Below are 16,347 nucleotides of genomic sequence, written 5' to 3' on the forward strand. Positions count from 1 at the left end.
CTCTTATTTTTTGTCGTAAAGTTTTCGTTTATTTGTGAACCAACCTGACTTTTGGTTACGGTTCATCTCGCTAAGTAATTTAATTGCTTTTTCTAATGTTATGCGCTGTTCTGCTATATCATTGTATATTTGAATAGCACGTTTTTTACGTTTTACAGCAGCACCTGCATCTAAAAATGATTCGATCACTTGGTTAAAGTAACGAGTAGGGCGAGATTGCGAATTTTCTTCGTCTACTTTTAAATACTCCTCATTAACTTTTTCTTGAAGAGTCGTTATTTCTGCTTGGCAGAACTCATTTTGAGCAAGCTGACTTTTCTTCAATATATCTAACTTTTGTTTTAAGTAGTCAGTTTCAAGTAAGTTAAATGACACTATCATATTTAAACTAGTTAATGCCGTTCTGAACTCTTTAGCTGTGCAGTGCTTACTCAGCATATTCGTAATAGTTTGTGATATTTTTTGCCATTGCTGCCAGGCATAAACGTAATTTAACCCTGCCCCTTTAATGTTTTGCATACCAACAACGACCTGATGAGTATTGGGCAAAGCTAAATCCGCAATCGAATTGGTTATTTCATCTGCAGATATATTGCTATCGTCAAGTAATGTGACTTTAGATTGGAGGATGGAAATCAAGCGTTCTTTTATTTCTTTACTATTCTTTGCGATATCACTTTTTAGGTAATCCAGGTGCATACGCTGATAATAAATACGCAGGGTATAGAGAATTGTGGTTAGTTCTTGATCAGGGATCTCTCCTGTGATCTCTTTTATGTAAGATTTATTAACAACCCCCTCGCTAAGTGTAAGTAAATTCTCAGCTGCTACACTGCCATATGCAATTCTAAACCTTGCTCTAACTTCAGCTCTGGTGAGTAAATTAAATTGCTCTAGAAGCTTATCTAGGCTTTCGAGATCATTAATTTCAATTAACTTTTCTACTCTTTCTATAAATGCATCGAGAAAGTAACTGTAGAATCCCTCTACATTACTTCCTATTACCACAACACGGTCAAAACGTAGGTCATTACTGAGCATCGCAGCAAAAACTTTTGAGCGCGCGACACGGTCGTTACGATTATTTATAAGCGCGATTACCTGGTTTTTTGGGTCGTTATTTAATCTTTCAAGCTTAAGGCGCTGCCAGTTTTCTAATGTAGCTAAGCGTTCGTTTGCAGACATGCTATTGACGAACGATTGACTAATTTTTCCGATAGGCGCTTCAGTAAAGTGCTTTAATACGCCAATATCAGGCACTATTCGTGCGGATGTTTCTTTGAATACATAATCTTTATTTAAGCCGATATGTTCCGCCATTTTGCACACGAGTGCTATATTGGATGGATGTTCCTGGTAGGGGTATAAAGAGCGAATGTCATCAGTTATTTGCAAACCATCGGCCCAGTGAACTTGAATTAAGTTAGCGTTTTTTTGTTTTGCATTTAATTCAAGAATTGGGTTCATATTTTGTTCGCTGGTGAACACTAAACTATTCTCACCGATAAAATGGCTTGTTTCATTTGCAACATCAATTCCTGTTGGACCTAATGTATCCTCATGGTCTGGGTAAGCATTGGTAATAGTTGAAAAGTTATCATCCATCCAATTCCTTAATATTTTTACATAGCGCGGGGTCAATCCCATACATTCCCAAAGAAATACATCGGCTTTTACTTTTGTTGCAAAATGCAAAACATCGCTTTGTTCCCAAATACTCGCTTTATCAAAAGGTCTGAATAATGGAATTTCGAATTGCTCTCCACTTGCTCTTGCATAAATAAGAGTTGCTTCACAACCTGTTGTTTTACTAATCACTTTAAGAGTTAAACTACTAAATAATGCTGCTTTTAATCGTTCAGTTCCTGACTTTCCTCGTGTTCCCCAACCCCCGATTGAAACGGGAATTTTGGCTCTATCTGACTTTATTTGCCTACTTATTTTTATGTGGCGAGCCCAAAAGTAGGCTGCGAAAGCCATAACGAAAAAGATCAGTTGACCAATACTATTTTGATAAAGCGAATAGGCATATTCTTTAAAGCTTGACCACATATTAAACAAGAAGGGCGTGAGGGATAGTTTTTGATATAAGTTGGCAATACTCGGCTCAACAGGGAATTCGGCATTAAGCACTGATCCATATTGTTGGAAATCAAGTGTGAAGCCTCTTGCTTTTATTAACTCTAGAAAGTCTTGTTGTTCGTGGTCAGAACCATTTCGTAAATCATCTAATTTTTCAAAGTTGAAAGAAATCCAGCTATACGCAAACATGCGTTGGAGTACGTTACAGGGAGGGGTGACGATTAAAATACCATCAGGAGTGAACGATTTAGCTGGCGTTTTCAGATTGTCTTGTGACAATGTACTCAGTAGAAAATCTAACATAGGTAAATGAGGTCGAGCACTAAACTGTTTAGCATCAAACCGGGGCTCTCCAGGTACCTCCGTTTGGCTAATCTCCGCGACGGTGCAGCTCGGCACATGCATAAATGCACTTGGTTTTCTGGCTTTTACATGATTAAAGCTTTGGCGTTTACCTGTACTTGGATTTTTAAATTCATGCCATAGCCGCCAAAAACGAAAGCCCCGCCTGTAACCTCGTTGTATTTGCCAGCCTTTATTTTTCATTGCTACATTAAAGGCTTCATTATTCTGCGCTTGCTTACTCAAAAGTCGGCCTAATAAATCTTGCTCAACCCATTCAGAGTTTAAATTAATGGTAAAGTTTGAGTTTAAGTTAAACTCGAGCTCAGCGACTTGTTGCTGGTACACAAAGCTGACAAGCTGCTCTCTGACACGGCTAATAATTCGCTTTACGGCAGTATCTTTCTCATTTTCAAGCTGCGTATTTAAGACATTGATAAAAGACTTAAACAATATATCTGCTTGGCTTTGCTGATCATAATCAACTTGTAAGTTGAACATTATCCTTGGCGTTAACTCGAGTAATAAACGCTTCTGGGCAAAGCTTTGTGCAATTTTCAGTTGTTTTCGCCATATGTGAAAAACTTGCAACTCTTTGGTTAAACGAGGATCTGTTAATTGCTTAATGAGTGTTAGTCGTACCGCTTCATGGGTTTCTTTTTGGAGCCGAACTGTTAATAGTTTGAGAGCAAATGCCCTGGGTAATAATGCGCATTGTTCAATGACACTTTGCCTTACTCGAGGGTAAGTATGCTTAGCAAGTAAAATGAGAAGCTTATAATTAGCCTCACTTAATTTAGGCTGTTTACATATAATTTTTGAAAATGACGCCAATAAAAACAGGTGCTGAGCTTCGATTTTTTCATTTGGTAAAACATCTAAATCAATTTGAGAGCGCATAAAATAGTGAGTAAAAGTGGGTCTTAAATTGATCAGAATTTCTAAAATATCTACTTTTGCAGCATGTGGGGTTGATTGTTTTTCAAGAGATAGTAATAACAGCTCAACAAGATCAGAATCGAATTGAGTTTCACTTACATATTCGCTAATTAAGTTTACCTGGTTGGCAAGGGCGCGAAAAATAGAGTTACGAATAGCTTCGTTCTCACTTTTTTCTAGTAGCCCCAAAAAGAAGCTTTCTAAATTGAGTGTTAACCATGATTTGGTTATTTCCCCCGAGTGGATCCGTAAATAGCGATTAGTTAAATCACCCAGTTTACCTATTAAAAACTTAAGAGATTGCTCAAGTTCAGAGAGTTTATCTTGGTATCTGTTGATGATAGCTCCCTCATCAAACCAGCGTTGAAAAGCATCTTGATCTTTTTTTAATTGTTCTCGGTTTGCACCTAAAGTATACGCGTAATCGAGAATATGAAACTCACGCTCAGCTTTTAATTCGGCATGATTTAAACGCTCGATAAAGCGCCTGTGATCGGCATCAATTTTGATTAATTGACTTTGTAGGGTATCAATTTTATGAGTTAAAAATGAAATAGTTTGCAGTAGTAACCAATCATCTTCCTCATAGTCATCAGGCTGATTTTTTATTAATTCCCATTCACTTAATTCATCAACTAGTTCGCGGTATTTTTGGCGATATAAGTCTAACCAAAAACTGGCAATGTCTGCGAAAAGCAAGTTTTCAAGGCGTTTTGTAAGTAAGTGGTTACTCATAGTCAGTGTGCTCTAGCAAATGATTTAATTGAAGTGCTGGGAAAATGATTTCATCATGGGCAAAAGGGGTAAATCCGGTATGTTGGTTGTTACCAGATGAAAACTCGATGCTAATATTGTGGTTGTCCCATACCCAATCCTGTTGTAGTCGCACCTTTAGCCAACCATGTGAAAAATCACCTAAACTAATTTGTGTTTGCCAAGCAAACTGTGTGATGTATTGCCACGTAGCTGTGGCACGGTTGTCATCTTTAAAGCGGTAATAGCTATCAATGCCAAGTTGGAAAATGTGATCTTGATAATATTGATTCCAACTGGTGTTGAAGTGCAGATAGTCTAAGCTCGTCCAATCATCGTTTGAGCTTGATGACACACCAAAATTTAAATAATTATCGACCCAAGGATGATAACGATATTGATAAAACCCTTGCCATCCCGAGGCATGGTTTTCACGGTAAAAATTAAATACATTTGAATTAAGTAGGTCGTCACTGAGGTAATCATTTAAATCAGCACTACTGTAACGAATAAATGGAGTTAGCTGCCATTGGTGACGATGCGAAGAATCACGTTGCCATTTTTGTCCTACACTGAAACTACTATCAAGGGCATATTGAAGATCAAATCCATTATGACTTGGTTGCCAACGGCTTTGAATTTGCGCATCAACATACCAAGGAGTTGTATCATCTTGCCATGAATAGTAACCATTGAGTGCAATTAGATCCGTTTGTTCTTTACTAAATGAGTAGTAACCTTCTAATTGGTACCAATCATTGTCGTCGTTAATACGTAAACGAGCGCCAATATCAATGCTCTGTTGGGTTGGGATATTTTCAGCGGTTTGAAATATTTCTTGTTGGTCAAATTGTATAAAACCTTGCCAATTAAGATCATCACTTTGAAATGACTTTTGATCACTTACAATTGTTTGCTTTTCTGGTACTCGATAAGTTACTAAATCAGGCAAAGGAATTTGTGCTTGTGTAAATTCTGAAATCTTATTATTGAGATCACTAAGCTCCCAAGTATACAGGCGAACATGTTCAAGTTCCGATGATTTGACTTCAATTTTGCCTGCAGGATGGAAAAATTGGCGTTCACTTCGACTATAGCTATTTATCTTTTCTAACTTGATTAAACGATCTGCATTTAAAGTCGCAAGCAAAGGGGTAGTGGGAATAACAGAATAAAATAGTAGCGTTGTAGGTAATTCTATCTTTCTCCACCGACCCGCAATATATTGCTGTACTTCAACTTTTAGTTGTTGAGATAAATAGGGGTTAAGCCAGTGTAGGGCAATGACATTATTATCTAACTCCCGTTTATTAAATGTAAAGGGAATGCTTTGCTGCTCCGTAACAGACCATATTTTTAAACTGTTAGCCAGTTGTATGGATAAGTTTGCCACATTAGCTTGGGCAAGCTCTGCGGTAGAAAAATTAAATACAAAGCGAATTTGTTCTGCCTCTGTTTCGGCCAAATCTATATAAAGGGTATGAAATGGGCGAATCAATAAACCATCATTATTTTTTAGATGCGTCTTGAATTGGTTAAACCTATCAGCAAAGCTAGTTTGTGCTGCACTTTGAATATTAAAAAGACGCGTACCTGCATAATCGATTAGGCTATCTAAGGGTTGCCAGTGGCCAAAACTTTCTATTCTATTTTGTAAAAAGGTCGATGCGGCACTCGCAGGAATTGTAGCTATTCGCTGTAATAGTTGCGTATATTCATTATTGTTTAAACGCTTTTTAGATAATAGATATAAGCCATTAATTAAAAGGTCGTTTTGTGTGGCATCATAGGCATAAACTAATGACATAATATCGTCTGTAGCAAGCTGGTTTGCAGCATCAGAGCGGTAATCAAAAGCTTCATATAATGCGTCAGGTATATTTTTAAACTCTATAAAGGCTTTCTGATCAGCTGATAGAGTGAGTGTCTCTCCTGCTTTCAGACTCACAATCATTGTTGATGCAACAGAAGCCGCTTTTTGGCTTTCAACAATGAGTGTTGTTGATGGAATATCGCTGTATATTGGCATTAATTTATGTTGGTATTGACTATCAGCCTTTAACCAAGCAGTTTGATACTCGCCATTTTGTTTGGCTTCTGTGCGCGCTTTTATACTTAAATTAACCGCTTCTATCGCAGTGTACTTCCAGGGCATATGCTGTGAAAGCACAGTGTTTTGCAATTTTCCTTGAGAGTTTATTAATGTTTCTTGGGCTCCAGAAAGTAATTCATATTGCTTATCTTCAGCTTTAAATCCAGGACTTAAACTGTGGTAGTCAAGTGCCATATAAGCTTGCTTAATTGTGTGAGTTTCATCCTTTTTGTTTAAAAGCCATATTGCGAGTCTATTTTTCTGTTGTTTAGTTGCAAGCTTAGTGAGAATACTATTACATTCTTCCAATAAGCTTTGGTTTCCTGCGCACAGAGCAAACAACTTTATTTCTTGGTGCTCATCTTGGTAGGTTTTTAATAGAGACTTTAAAGCAAACTCCTGTAATTCCCTTTGTTGAGTACTCTTGTATAGTCCTTCTAAGTAACTTGTTGCAAGATGAAACTGTTGTTGTTCACGCAAAATATTTATTTTAATTTGCCATGCTTCAATAGCAACCTGTGGATTTGGGTTTTGAGTTAATGGTTTTAAAAAGGCAAGCGCATCTAAAGGTGCAGACTTAGCTAAGTCTTTAGCTGTTAGCAAAGATTGCTGCCAATTAACTAATTTAATTTTTCTTCTTGCTGGGGCATAAGGCTCAATTAGCGCTAAATAGTCACTATATAATTTCCTTAAGTGCTCAGTTATTAGCTCTGCTGTAATAGGGCTTTTTTCAGAAAGGATTCCCGGTTGTAAATAAAGTACTTCATTACTTGGAAAATCTGTAAGTGTCCTGGCATAAACAGCAAAATCAATACCAGGCACATCATCAGTGGTTTTCTGAATTGTCATCGTTTTGCTGTTTAATGGCACTGAGACGTGAATTGTTTGGTATTCTTTTGTAGCTTTAACATTAACCAACCAGCTTTTATCACCAACAATAAGTTTAAATTGACTGTCTTTATTACTACGGGCAACAAAGGTAAGCCACGGCGTGACTCGTTTTTGGCTTAATAAGTCAAAATTCAAAGCCATCTGTGAAAGCGACGTAATATGTCTGACCTGTTTATTAATGCGTGGATAAAATTGATCATCAACTAATCTTTGCTCTTCAAGTTCAGTAATTAGCCGTTTTTTTGATTGGCTCGAAGCATGAACTACGCTGCTCCCTTCTAGTAAAGTTTGTGTGGACATTAAGCCAAGCAAATCATAGTAGCGCTTAACTGCGAGGGAGTTATTTTTTGTAAATACACTGTCACTAAAAACATTCAGTGAATACTCATTGTAAACTGATTCCATTGCATCATTGGCAGTTTTTAACCAGTAGGGGAGTAGTAGTTTTTCTTCAACTTTTATGGCTGTCGAATCATCGTATATGGCTCTGTGGCTTTGCGATATTTTTACATACGAATCGGCATAGCTTTTAATGGTTAAATATTGGCCCGCATCAATAGCTAAATAGTCACTATTCACCAAGCCAACATTTTGGTTTTGGTATTCAAGGGCCGGGTTATTGATGATGTTAACTTTTGCAGTAAGAACTTCATCTGTGTAGGCATAGACAGCACCATGGCTATCTAAAGAGTCCATATTCTTTCTGACCGAAAGCTTAATTTTTTTTGCATCAGGAAAATATAGAGTGACCTCATCACCTTTATCGAACTTATAAAACCGTTCGCTGCCTTTTCTTGAAGAAAGTAATACTGATGGCTTAGCAAGTTTTAGGGCTCGTTTAAAGCTATCAACAGTGGTTTGATAGTGACCGACTTGCGCAGAAAATTCAGCCCGCTCATTTTGACGGTTTTGAATCGCTACAACACGGTTATGCCCAAGAGCAGGAAGTTGACACCGTTTTTCTAAACATAATAAGTCACGATCCATTTGAACTCGTTGCTGTATATATTGTGTGTTACCCACACTCATAATGAACTTGTCGAATAACTCAGGGTTGAACTCTAACCAGTGCCCTTCGGGTAGCCATAAATATTGATGCTCATACGAATCAAATTGCATCTCTTGTGTGGTTGCGAGCACGTCTAGCTTTGGAGAGGTTTTTAACCAGATAGGAGGCTGCAGAACAGCATGTTCTTGTTGTACGGCAAGAGCTGGTTTATAGGCTAGCAGCGTTAATGTTATAAAGGCTATTATGAAGTAAGGCATAGGCTAAACTGCTTTAAAAGTTGGTTGTTAATAATTAACTGCTCTCGCAGCTCGCGACTTAACTCGATATGGAAAAACTGACTATTAACAGGAGCCAGCGAATTAAGAACATTGTGTGTTCCACCCAACTCATGCACATCGCGCCCATAAACCAATGCATTAATACCTAGCTTATTAATGAGGCATTGAGCAATGTCTAAAGTTCGTTTAGAGGCGAATACATGGCCTTCGCTTAAAATAATATCTGCTTTTCGTCCTTGCTCTGTGGTTCGCTTTTCCTTTGCAAATCCATGGATTTGATAAATCGAAAATGATTTAACTGAACTGCTGTACGCAAGTATAAATGCGTTACTACTGCTATTTTTATATTTGCTAAAATCGATTATTTTGCCATCGGAATCACGGCTATTTCGGTGTTTCGTATTAGTCAATAACACTTGGCACTCACTAAATAAGGCTTTAGCAATTTGCAATGTGTGTTTATCAAAATATCTATGTGGAGCATAAGAAATACAGGTGTTCCCTTTTGCTTTAAAATGTATTTCACCACCCGAAAAAAGAGACTTATTGGCTACTAAAGCCCCATTCTTAATGGAAAAGTGCTCTGGTACACGTTGTTGGTTATTCAACCAAACTCGTAGGCTGGAAGTGAGTTTTTCTAGCTGAGCGGCCTCACAACATGCAGCGGTAAATAATATAAGAACAGTAACGATAATTTTATTGTTCATTATTCCACCACCTTACTTTCTGATCCTTTACAAGATACTCTTCAAGTATTGATAGCCAAATCGTTTCGGAAGAGGTTAAAGTCACGGACTGCAAAGAATCTATATCATTAGCGACTTTGAATGTAACGCTAGGATAGCTAGCTAATTGGCTCTTTTTAGGGTGAATTAAAAATGATTCTAATAGCTCAGAGTTATGTAGCTGATAACTTTGCTTTGCAATACTGTACTCACTAGTCAGGCCAAGTTTGTAATTAGCAGTATGTTCAAGACTCAATGTAATAGGTTTATTACTTTGAGTACGAAATGCTTTAAAGACAATGCTTATTGGGTGTTTGTTCTTCGAATAAAGCAGCTTAATTGGCTTATTTTTATCTAATTGGTAAAGGCGTTGTTTTACCCAAGGGCGATGACCGTACCAATTTTGATAAACAGTATTTGCTTCATCAATTAATTTCATTTTTTCTGACAAAGAGATATCACCGGTTTTGACTTCATTAGCACTATTGTTATTTATTTTTAATATCAGTCGGTTATCGTTTTCGCCAGAAGAGGGGAAGTAGTGATTGTTATTATAGATCCCAAAATTAAATTCTTGTGATGGCTCTGGCTTTTCATAATATCGTTTTGGACTTAAACCAAGTGCCACATTTGATAATGGCAAAACATTAAATAATTCCTTAGATTGGTAGTATGTTGTTGTTTCCTCAATATCTCTAGGTGGAGTGAAAGTACGAATATTTACGAAATGTTCTCGCTGCGCCAAGTCGTAATGGTTACTTGCTTTTTGCTCATACCAGGCTGCAATATCATAAAAGCCATCTGTTGATTCAGTCGTAAGCGGTTGATGTGCAGTGCGGCGTTGATAATGAAAGTTAGCGAGTCTTGACTTTACACGCAGGTATACATCGTCGCTAGATTCAACTTTAATATAGCGTGCTTGTTGCGGTGTACGTAGGTAATACGATGTGAGCATGCCTACCGCTTGTCTCTGGGTATTGCTAGCAATTAACCGGTCAAATTTAGATGCTTCACCTTTTATAGTGACGGCATATCGTTCGATTTGTTTTTTATTATTGTCGTATAAAGTTACGTATATTTGGCTGCTATTTAATGTTCTAAGTTCTAAATTTAGATGGCTTTCAGGGACGATATCAAATTCAACTGACACTTTTGGGTTTATCAAATAACTGCCAGCATAACTTGTTAAAATAACTGCCCCAGACTCTGTTCGCCATTGAGTTAACAATTCTTTTTCACTGCAGATTGTAATTAACCCCGCATTAAGTAATGGGGTTTTGTACGTGTTTACTTCATCAGTTTGAGTAAAGTTTATTTTTTTTGGCGCTTCAAACTGAAGTTTGTCATACCAGATCAATGAAGGGGGTTTTTGGTTATCACTGACAGTGAAAATTAAGCTATCACTTTCATCTAACTTGACACTGGCACACAAACTACCTCTAGTATAATAAGCTGCAAGGCTATACTGCTGCTGACTGAAGTCATAACTAATTACATTATACGGTAAGCTTTCGTATAGGATGTCTGACTTAAAGTCGATTTCAGGAATACCTTGTGGTGCAATTTTTTGCCACCAAAATGCCATTGCATTCGTTATTTCAGTATTTGTTAGAGTATTTTCACCCATGGTAAGGTAATCAGTTGCGCGCTTACGTCTATCTAGAGGCCGTTTTAACCAACTATTAAGTGGATCAACGTTTTGAACGGGGGTTTTCGCATGAACTCGAACTACCACGCCTTGAATTGATTTTTCTTCAGGGATAAGTAATAACGCTACGCTTTTTGCCGTAGGGTAATGAGCTATTGGCAGGTAAAATGATTGCCCAGACGCAACATTAAGCGATTGTTTATTCTCAATGATTTGTTTGATCTGTTGCTCTTCACTTTGGTTAACTAGCTTTGAAGCGTGGTGGTAAGTTTCATCTAAGATCACCTCTTTTTTATCATTATAAAGAGTATATTTGATGGCATAATTAACTGGTTTATCAAGAGTAACCGATTGATCAAATACAGCATTTGAAAGTATACGCAGTGAGTGAGTCCGCTGATTAGAAAATGTATAAGTCAGTGGCTTTTTAGTACTTAACCATTGAACTTTTGAGCGAGTCTCTTTACTGGTTTTTGGGTTTACCGGTTCTGCTGAATCCAGCCAAATCAAAAAGCTATTCCAAGTAAATAAGGCGATTAATAAAACAGTGATAATAGCTAAGATAGCTAGGAAGCGTTTAATTAGATACATTAAAGCCTCCAACCATCATGTTGTTAAAAACATCTATATCAATCAGTTGATTGCTAGCTGGGTTATAGATGGCGATGAGGTTATTTTGCTTTTTGATCATCAGTACGAATTTATTCAACTGTTCTAATTTTATTGTCTGTAATACACACTCATTTAGTTCAGAACATATCGTCTTTAAGGCCGCAGTTTGTTTATCAGCAGTATATTTATTAATTTTTCGTTGGATTATTTGTTTATCATGGCTAGTGAGCGCTGCCCAGTTTGAAGGCGACAAAGTAGCTAGATTTATTGTGGTTACAGTCGGGTTATTCGAGATAGCGAGAAGGCGCATCAGAAGGCTGTTTTGATCAATTGAAAACTGTTCTTTAAAGTCAGATGCAATCCATAAGGTTGCCAGTTCACTGTTTGAATTAAACTGTTGATATCCATATTGTGGCGAACTACCAATTTCGAGGCCCCTAGTGGCTTTTTGACCTTCTACTACTTGATAGCTGACTCCTAGACTGCTTAAGTCTTTAGTGAGCTTTTCCATTAGAGGAGTTGCAATATCCCTTACTTGGGTATTTGAAAATGCAATTGCGTTAGGGCGGATCCATGATGGCGCACTGTGGCTACGGATCTGAATATTTAAGCTTGGTTGTTGTGCTTTAAAACGTGAATAGCTTTGATGAACAACATTGAATAATGAACCGACATTATTTGCTGCAAGAACATTTGCCTCAGGGTGAGCGTAGGGATGTGCACCTGCAATTAATAAGTTGGCAGCATTTGAATTAGTGAAAAGCTCACTTGCGAAACTTAACGTATTCCCTTCGAATATTGGCCTTGGGACACTTAAACTGATTGCTTCATGTTTACTCAGTGAAAATGCATATATACCTTGCCCAAGAGCCTGTGCATCATTACTTTGCAATGGGCTAAGCAGTATGTATCGCCCATTACTATTTTGTACAAGTTGTAGCTGGTAATTGAGTAATTCGGCTGTGCCATTAATCTGTTTTAAGTGATTTAATACATCTTCATTAAGTGATGAGTTGCCAATTTGCTCAATTAACTTATAAAGTGGTGTTAAGACTTCAAATTCCCAAAGGGCTACTTGGCTGTGAGTTAATGGCTGATAATTGAAACTGCCTTTACTGCTGATATAAGCGGAAAAGTCATCGACAATATGAGCCATATCTTCATTGATAATATTAAGTTTTAAATTACTATAGCGATAATTTTCACGGTAAATATACGCCAAAATATTGGTGTAATTATCTCCATCAAGAAAGACCTCAAGCATAGACCCGGTAAAGTCTGTTGCTGGTAAACTACTTTTGGCGGCTTTACCAAAATAAGTTGCTTCACTGCCTAAAAATTCATGGATCTCGCGCTGACTTATAGATTCTGGAAGTCGATTAAAGATCCAATATTGGCTTTTTACATCACTAGGAGTGCTTTTGAGTAAAGCTGCAGTATGACGGTTAGATTCGCGAACCTGTAACAGCTCATTAATTTCCAATGCATTAATGAAAGCTTGGTAAAATGGACTTTGTTGATTTTCTTTCGTCAACGTTACTTGAGGCGTCCTTGTGGCTCCAAAAACGAGTGCTTTGCTTTTTAAGTGTTGAAAGATAAGAGCTGCAGAGTCACTAGCAAGGCCCTCAGTTATAGGGTAGGGCACAGTGATTATTAAATTTGTCTGTGGTTTTTTATTAATTACAAATAAACCACGTTGTTGATTCTCAACAATATCTATTAGATATACATAATTATCATCACTCACAAGCTTAAAGCCGATAGAATTGAACATGGCACTGAGATGCCCCATTTTTTGCTTATTCTCGATGGCTTTGTTCAGTTGATAAATAGCATATTTGAAGTCAGATACAGCTTGACTTGCTTTATAGCTACTTACCGTTACTCTATTGGAGCGAGTGGTATATAAATAGCTTTTATACTGACTCACTTGCTGGTTAAGTGTTATGACTTGTAAGTTTTCTGCTTCAGGGCTAATACTTTGTTTTATTAGTAAAGAAGGCACAAGCATGACTAAAAAGCCAACAATAATGGCAAGGCTTCCACCTATTACAGAAGTTTGAAATGTAGCTCTAAGTACCAGACCCAGTGCATTTTTTTGATAAATCTTAAGGGCAAGTAAGGTAGCGAGCATATACCCAAATGCAAAGGTGTCGGTTACTTTAACCGTTGGAAAGAACCAAACGACGATATAGTTTAAAACAAGCTTAAAAATAAAGCCTATGGTAAAAAATAGCATCAGTAATCTGGCACCTTCAATATGTGCATGCCTTAGGCGAGTATAATGAATCAGAGAGCTTCCTACCGTTAATATAACGGCAGTTTCTATAAATGAGGTTAAAATTTTACTTGGTTGCGTTAGCTGTAAAGCTAATAACGCAGGTAGCATGATACCGTTAAATTCCCAGCCATACTTTAAATTTGCACGAGAGGCCAAAAAGGCTGTAATAACCAAAATAATATAGGCTTTAGGGGCAGCAATAATAGATGCGGCAACAGCTTCATACATTATACCTAAATTAGCGATGCTAAAATTGGTAAACGGCATGAGTACAAATCGCACCAATATATAAGTGATGAATAACTGAATAAAACTTACTTTCAGACCATACTTAAAACCGCCATTCCACATTACGTTAGCTGTTAATGCGATAATAATAAGACCTAAAGAATAAAGCTGAGATGCATAATCAAAAGTAATATCCCATAGGCTTAACTGGTCAGCTATGATTGGCCAAAATAGAGTATCCATACAAACACGGACTAAGATACTGATTAAGATGATGGCAAAAAAGCGGTCTCTGCCAAACATTTCACTGTAACCAAAGCGCTCCATCAAGTAACTTGCACTTATACGCATAAACCCATATACAACAATAGCTTCTATAATGATAACTGCTGCTGAGGTGGGGCTAATTATGAGTAATGGCACAAGATAACCCGGAACTACAAGGCCTGTAAGTGGAAATCCAAAGCGCAAATTGAGTAGGCATACAACGGAAGTCCCGACCCAAACAGTTGTAATAACGGATTGACCCAGTCCGCTACCTGCAGGAAAAAGCGCTAAAACGAAGTCCATTAAAGTCTAGCCTCCGGAATTACTTCTGGAGTGTCTTTAATAAATTCAAATAATATTCCAGACACTTGAAAAGGCGCACCGGATGCGGTTTGCGAGTTATCGGAATGAAGTGCTCTAATAATAAGCGTATAACTATGTTTATCTAGGTTAGCAGGTAGCTCAACAGTGGCTTTATTTAGAGTTATGTAGCGTAATTTCCCTTTTGCAGTTTCGATATCAAGTGCGCAACTTCGACAAAGTAAATCAAGGGCTGTCGTTTCAAAAATAGCAATTTGGTGCTGCTTAGCAAAGTGCTCTAAAGAAGCATTGGTTTGAATAATTTGACCGAACAAATTAAATAACACTGTAGCAGGACTGGTATGGTTAAATACCATTTCTAAGGTGGTTAGCTTTTGCTCCATTTCATTAAGTGAGCTTTTAACCTTCTGGCTAACCGATTCGTGAAGCTTAAATGTAAGTAGTCTATTAATTAGAGTTCGATTCTTAGCCTGTGTTGTTTTAAATATATGGTAATGGAATAGGAGCTCAGCAACTTGGGCAGCAAACTTATTAACGTTTTTTTCAAACGCTTGCTGATGAAAGCTTTGGTTAGGAACAATTGATAGAGCCCAAAAGCCACGTACATCACCAGCGTATACAAGTGGCGCAATGAATTCAATTTCACCTTTAATGACCTGTTTAAAAAAAGGACGGTTTATTTTCACAATGCCTAATGACTTTAACGCATTACTATAAGGTGTGCGTTGATAGTCTCTTCTCATTTCTTGGATATCATCGAGTTGGCAATTTATTGCGCGAATTTCAACTACTCGGTGGTCGTCTTCTTTACGGGCTAAAAAGATTGATTTCTCCAGATCTAATTGCTGACTTATTAATTGAATAATGGGATCCCATGGGGATGGGTGCTCAATAAAACTTTGAGGAATATAACGGCCCATCATCATCTGCTGAATGTTATTTACATCAGCTGTGAGCTCTTTGTCTTCAGAAATTTTTCGAGCAACTACAACCCAAATTAAAGTTGCAAAGGTCAGTGTGATGTATTGACCAATTGGAATGAAAAGTTTTGTAAAGTTCACTAAAAAGTAGCCGGCAGCACACCAAAATATAGTTATGCCGAAAGCGACTAGAAATGAATAACTTATAGATATTTTTTGATAGAAAAACAGCAAAGTAAACACAAAAACCTGTGCAAATACTACCGATATAGCAAAATTAAGCTCATTTATAGTGCTGTTTTTCTCAATACTATCAGCGATGTAAGCAAAAAGAAGTAAAGGATCATTTAGGCCTTCAAGTTTAGGAGCATGTATATTTACATTAAATTCAGCAGCTTGTTGACCAACAATGAGCACTTTATCTTCAAGTTGTTCACTCATAACGTCGAAGTTAAGTATTCGCTTAGCGGTAAATTTTGGAAGCGCAGATACGTCTAATCTGAAATTAATCAGTTTAGATTTGTCATGGTTATAATTAAAAACAGCTTGCCATACACTTTCACATTCAAGATTATCAGCAGCGGGGATACGCATTTGATAGGTTGCCCAAATCTCTACCTTTGGCATGCAATACTCACTACTAGCATAAGGATAGAAAACCCCTTCCTTGGTTGCAGGCTGTAGTGGCTCATCAGCTAACATGATGATTGCTCTTGGCTGATACTCGGATAGCTGAGTGACTAAGTCTGAATGATTAGTGCTGAGACTTTCACTTGTGATGAGCACAACGTTTGTTTTCTGAGTGCTACTAAACGAGCTTATTTTTTTATAGAAAAAAGCATCACTCGCTTGAAATATGTTCAGCAGGTTACTAAAAAGCACAATCGCAAATAAGAAAACAGTGAACCAAAAGGCTCTTTGCTGCGTTAATCGCAACAACTGTTGTAATGCAGCCAAAA

At 37.4% G+C, this 16,347-nt stretch carries 6 protein-coding genes; all 6 read right to left on the bottom strand.

Annotated features, from left to right (window positions below):
* Positions 1-3: 3 nt before the first annotated feature.
* From HCZ11_RS11530 to HCZ11_RS11555, 6 genes are read right to left on the bottom strand one after another with little or no spacing between them, the layout of a single operon-like run.
* A complete protein-coding gene (locus tag HCZ11_RS11530; RefSeq protein WP_167658470.1) occupies positions 4-4,098 on the bottom strand; it encodes a poly-gamma-glutamate synthase PgsB in 4,095 nt (1,364 codons plus the stop codon).
* Positions 4,091-8,365, bottom strand: coding sequence for a TonB-dependent receptor (locus HCZ11_RS11535; protein WP_167658471.1), 4,275 nt, complete (start codon positions 8,363-8,365; stop codon positions 4,091-4,093). Before HCZ11_RS11535 ends, HCZ11_RS11530 begins: the two co-directional genes overlap by 8 nt.
* On the bottom strand, positions 8,350-9,093 hold the full coding sequence (locus HCZ11_RS11540; RefSeq protein WP_167658472.1) for a hypothetical protein: 744 nt from the start codon (positions 9,091-9,093) through the stop codon (positions 8,350-8,352). The genes HCZ11_RS11535 and HCZ11_RS11540 overlap by 16 nt, the downstream gene beginning before the upstream one ends.
* Complete coding sequence (locus HCZ11_RS11545; RefSeq protein ID WP_130051931.1) at positions 9,083-11,350, bottom strand: hypothetical protein; 2,268 nt, start codon at positions 11,348-11,350, stop codon at positions 9,083-9,085. The genes HCZ11_RS11540 and HCZ11_RS11545 overlap by 11 nt, the downstream gene beginning before the upstream one ends.
* Positions 11,337-14,450 carry a poly-gamma-glutamate biosynthesis protein PgsC/CapC gene (locus HCZ11_RS11550; RefSeq protein ID WP_167658473.1) on the bottom strand — a complete coding sequence of 1,038 codons (3,114 nt, stop codon included), beginning with the start codon at positions 14,448-14,450 and terminating at the stop codon, positions 11,337-11,339. Before HCZ11_RS11550 ends, HCZ11_RS11545 begins: the two co-directional genes overlap by 14 nt.
* Positions 14,450-16,345: a hypothetical protein gene (locus tag HCZ11_RS11555; protein WP_167658474.1), complete on the bottom strand. Its 1,896-nt coding sequence runs from the start codon at positions 16,343-16,345 to the stop codon at positions 14,450-14,452. The genes HCZ11_RS11550 and HCZ11_RS11555 overlap by 1 nt, the downstream gene beginning before the upstream one ends.
* Between the last annotated feature and the right edge of the window lie 2 nt (positions 16,346-16,347).

It is taken from the genome of Pseudoalteromonas sp. HF66 (assembly GCF_011806445.1).
GTDB classification, from domain to species: Bacteria; Pseudomonadota; Gammaproteobacteria; order Enterobacterales; family Alteromonadaceae; genus Pseudoalteromonas; species Pseudoalteromonas apostichopi.

Bases quoted from the DNA above. Each gene is read 5' to 3' on its own strand.
- HCZ11_RS11540 (WP_167658472.1), bottom strand. From the start codon at position 9,093: ATGAACAATAAAATTATCGTTACTGTTCTTATATTATTTACCGCTGCA.
- HCZ11_RS11550 (WP_167658473.1), bottom strand. From the start codon at position 14,450: ATGGACTTCGTTTTAGCGCTTTTTCCTGCAGGTAGCGGACTGGGTCAA.
- HCZ11_RS11535 (WP_167658471.1), bottom strand. From the start codon at position 8,365: ATGCCTTACTTCATAATAGCCTTTATAACATTAACGCTGCTAGCCTAT.
- HCZ11_RS11545 (WP_130051931.1), bottom strand. From the start codon at position 11,350: ATGTATCTAATTAAACGCTTCCTAGCTATCTTAGCTATTATCACTGTT.
- HCZ11_RS11530 (WP_167658470.1), bottom strand. From the start codon at position 4,098: ATGAGTAACCACTTACTTACAAAACGCCTTGAAAACTTGCTTTTCGCA.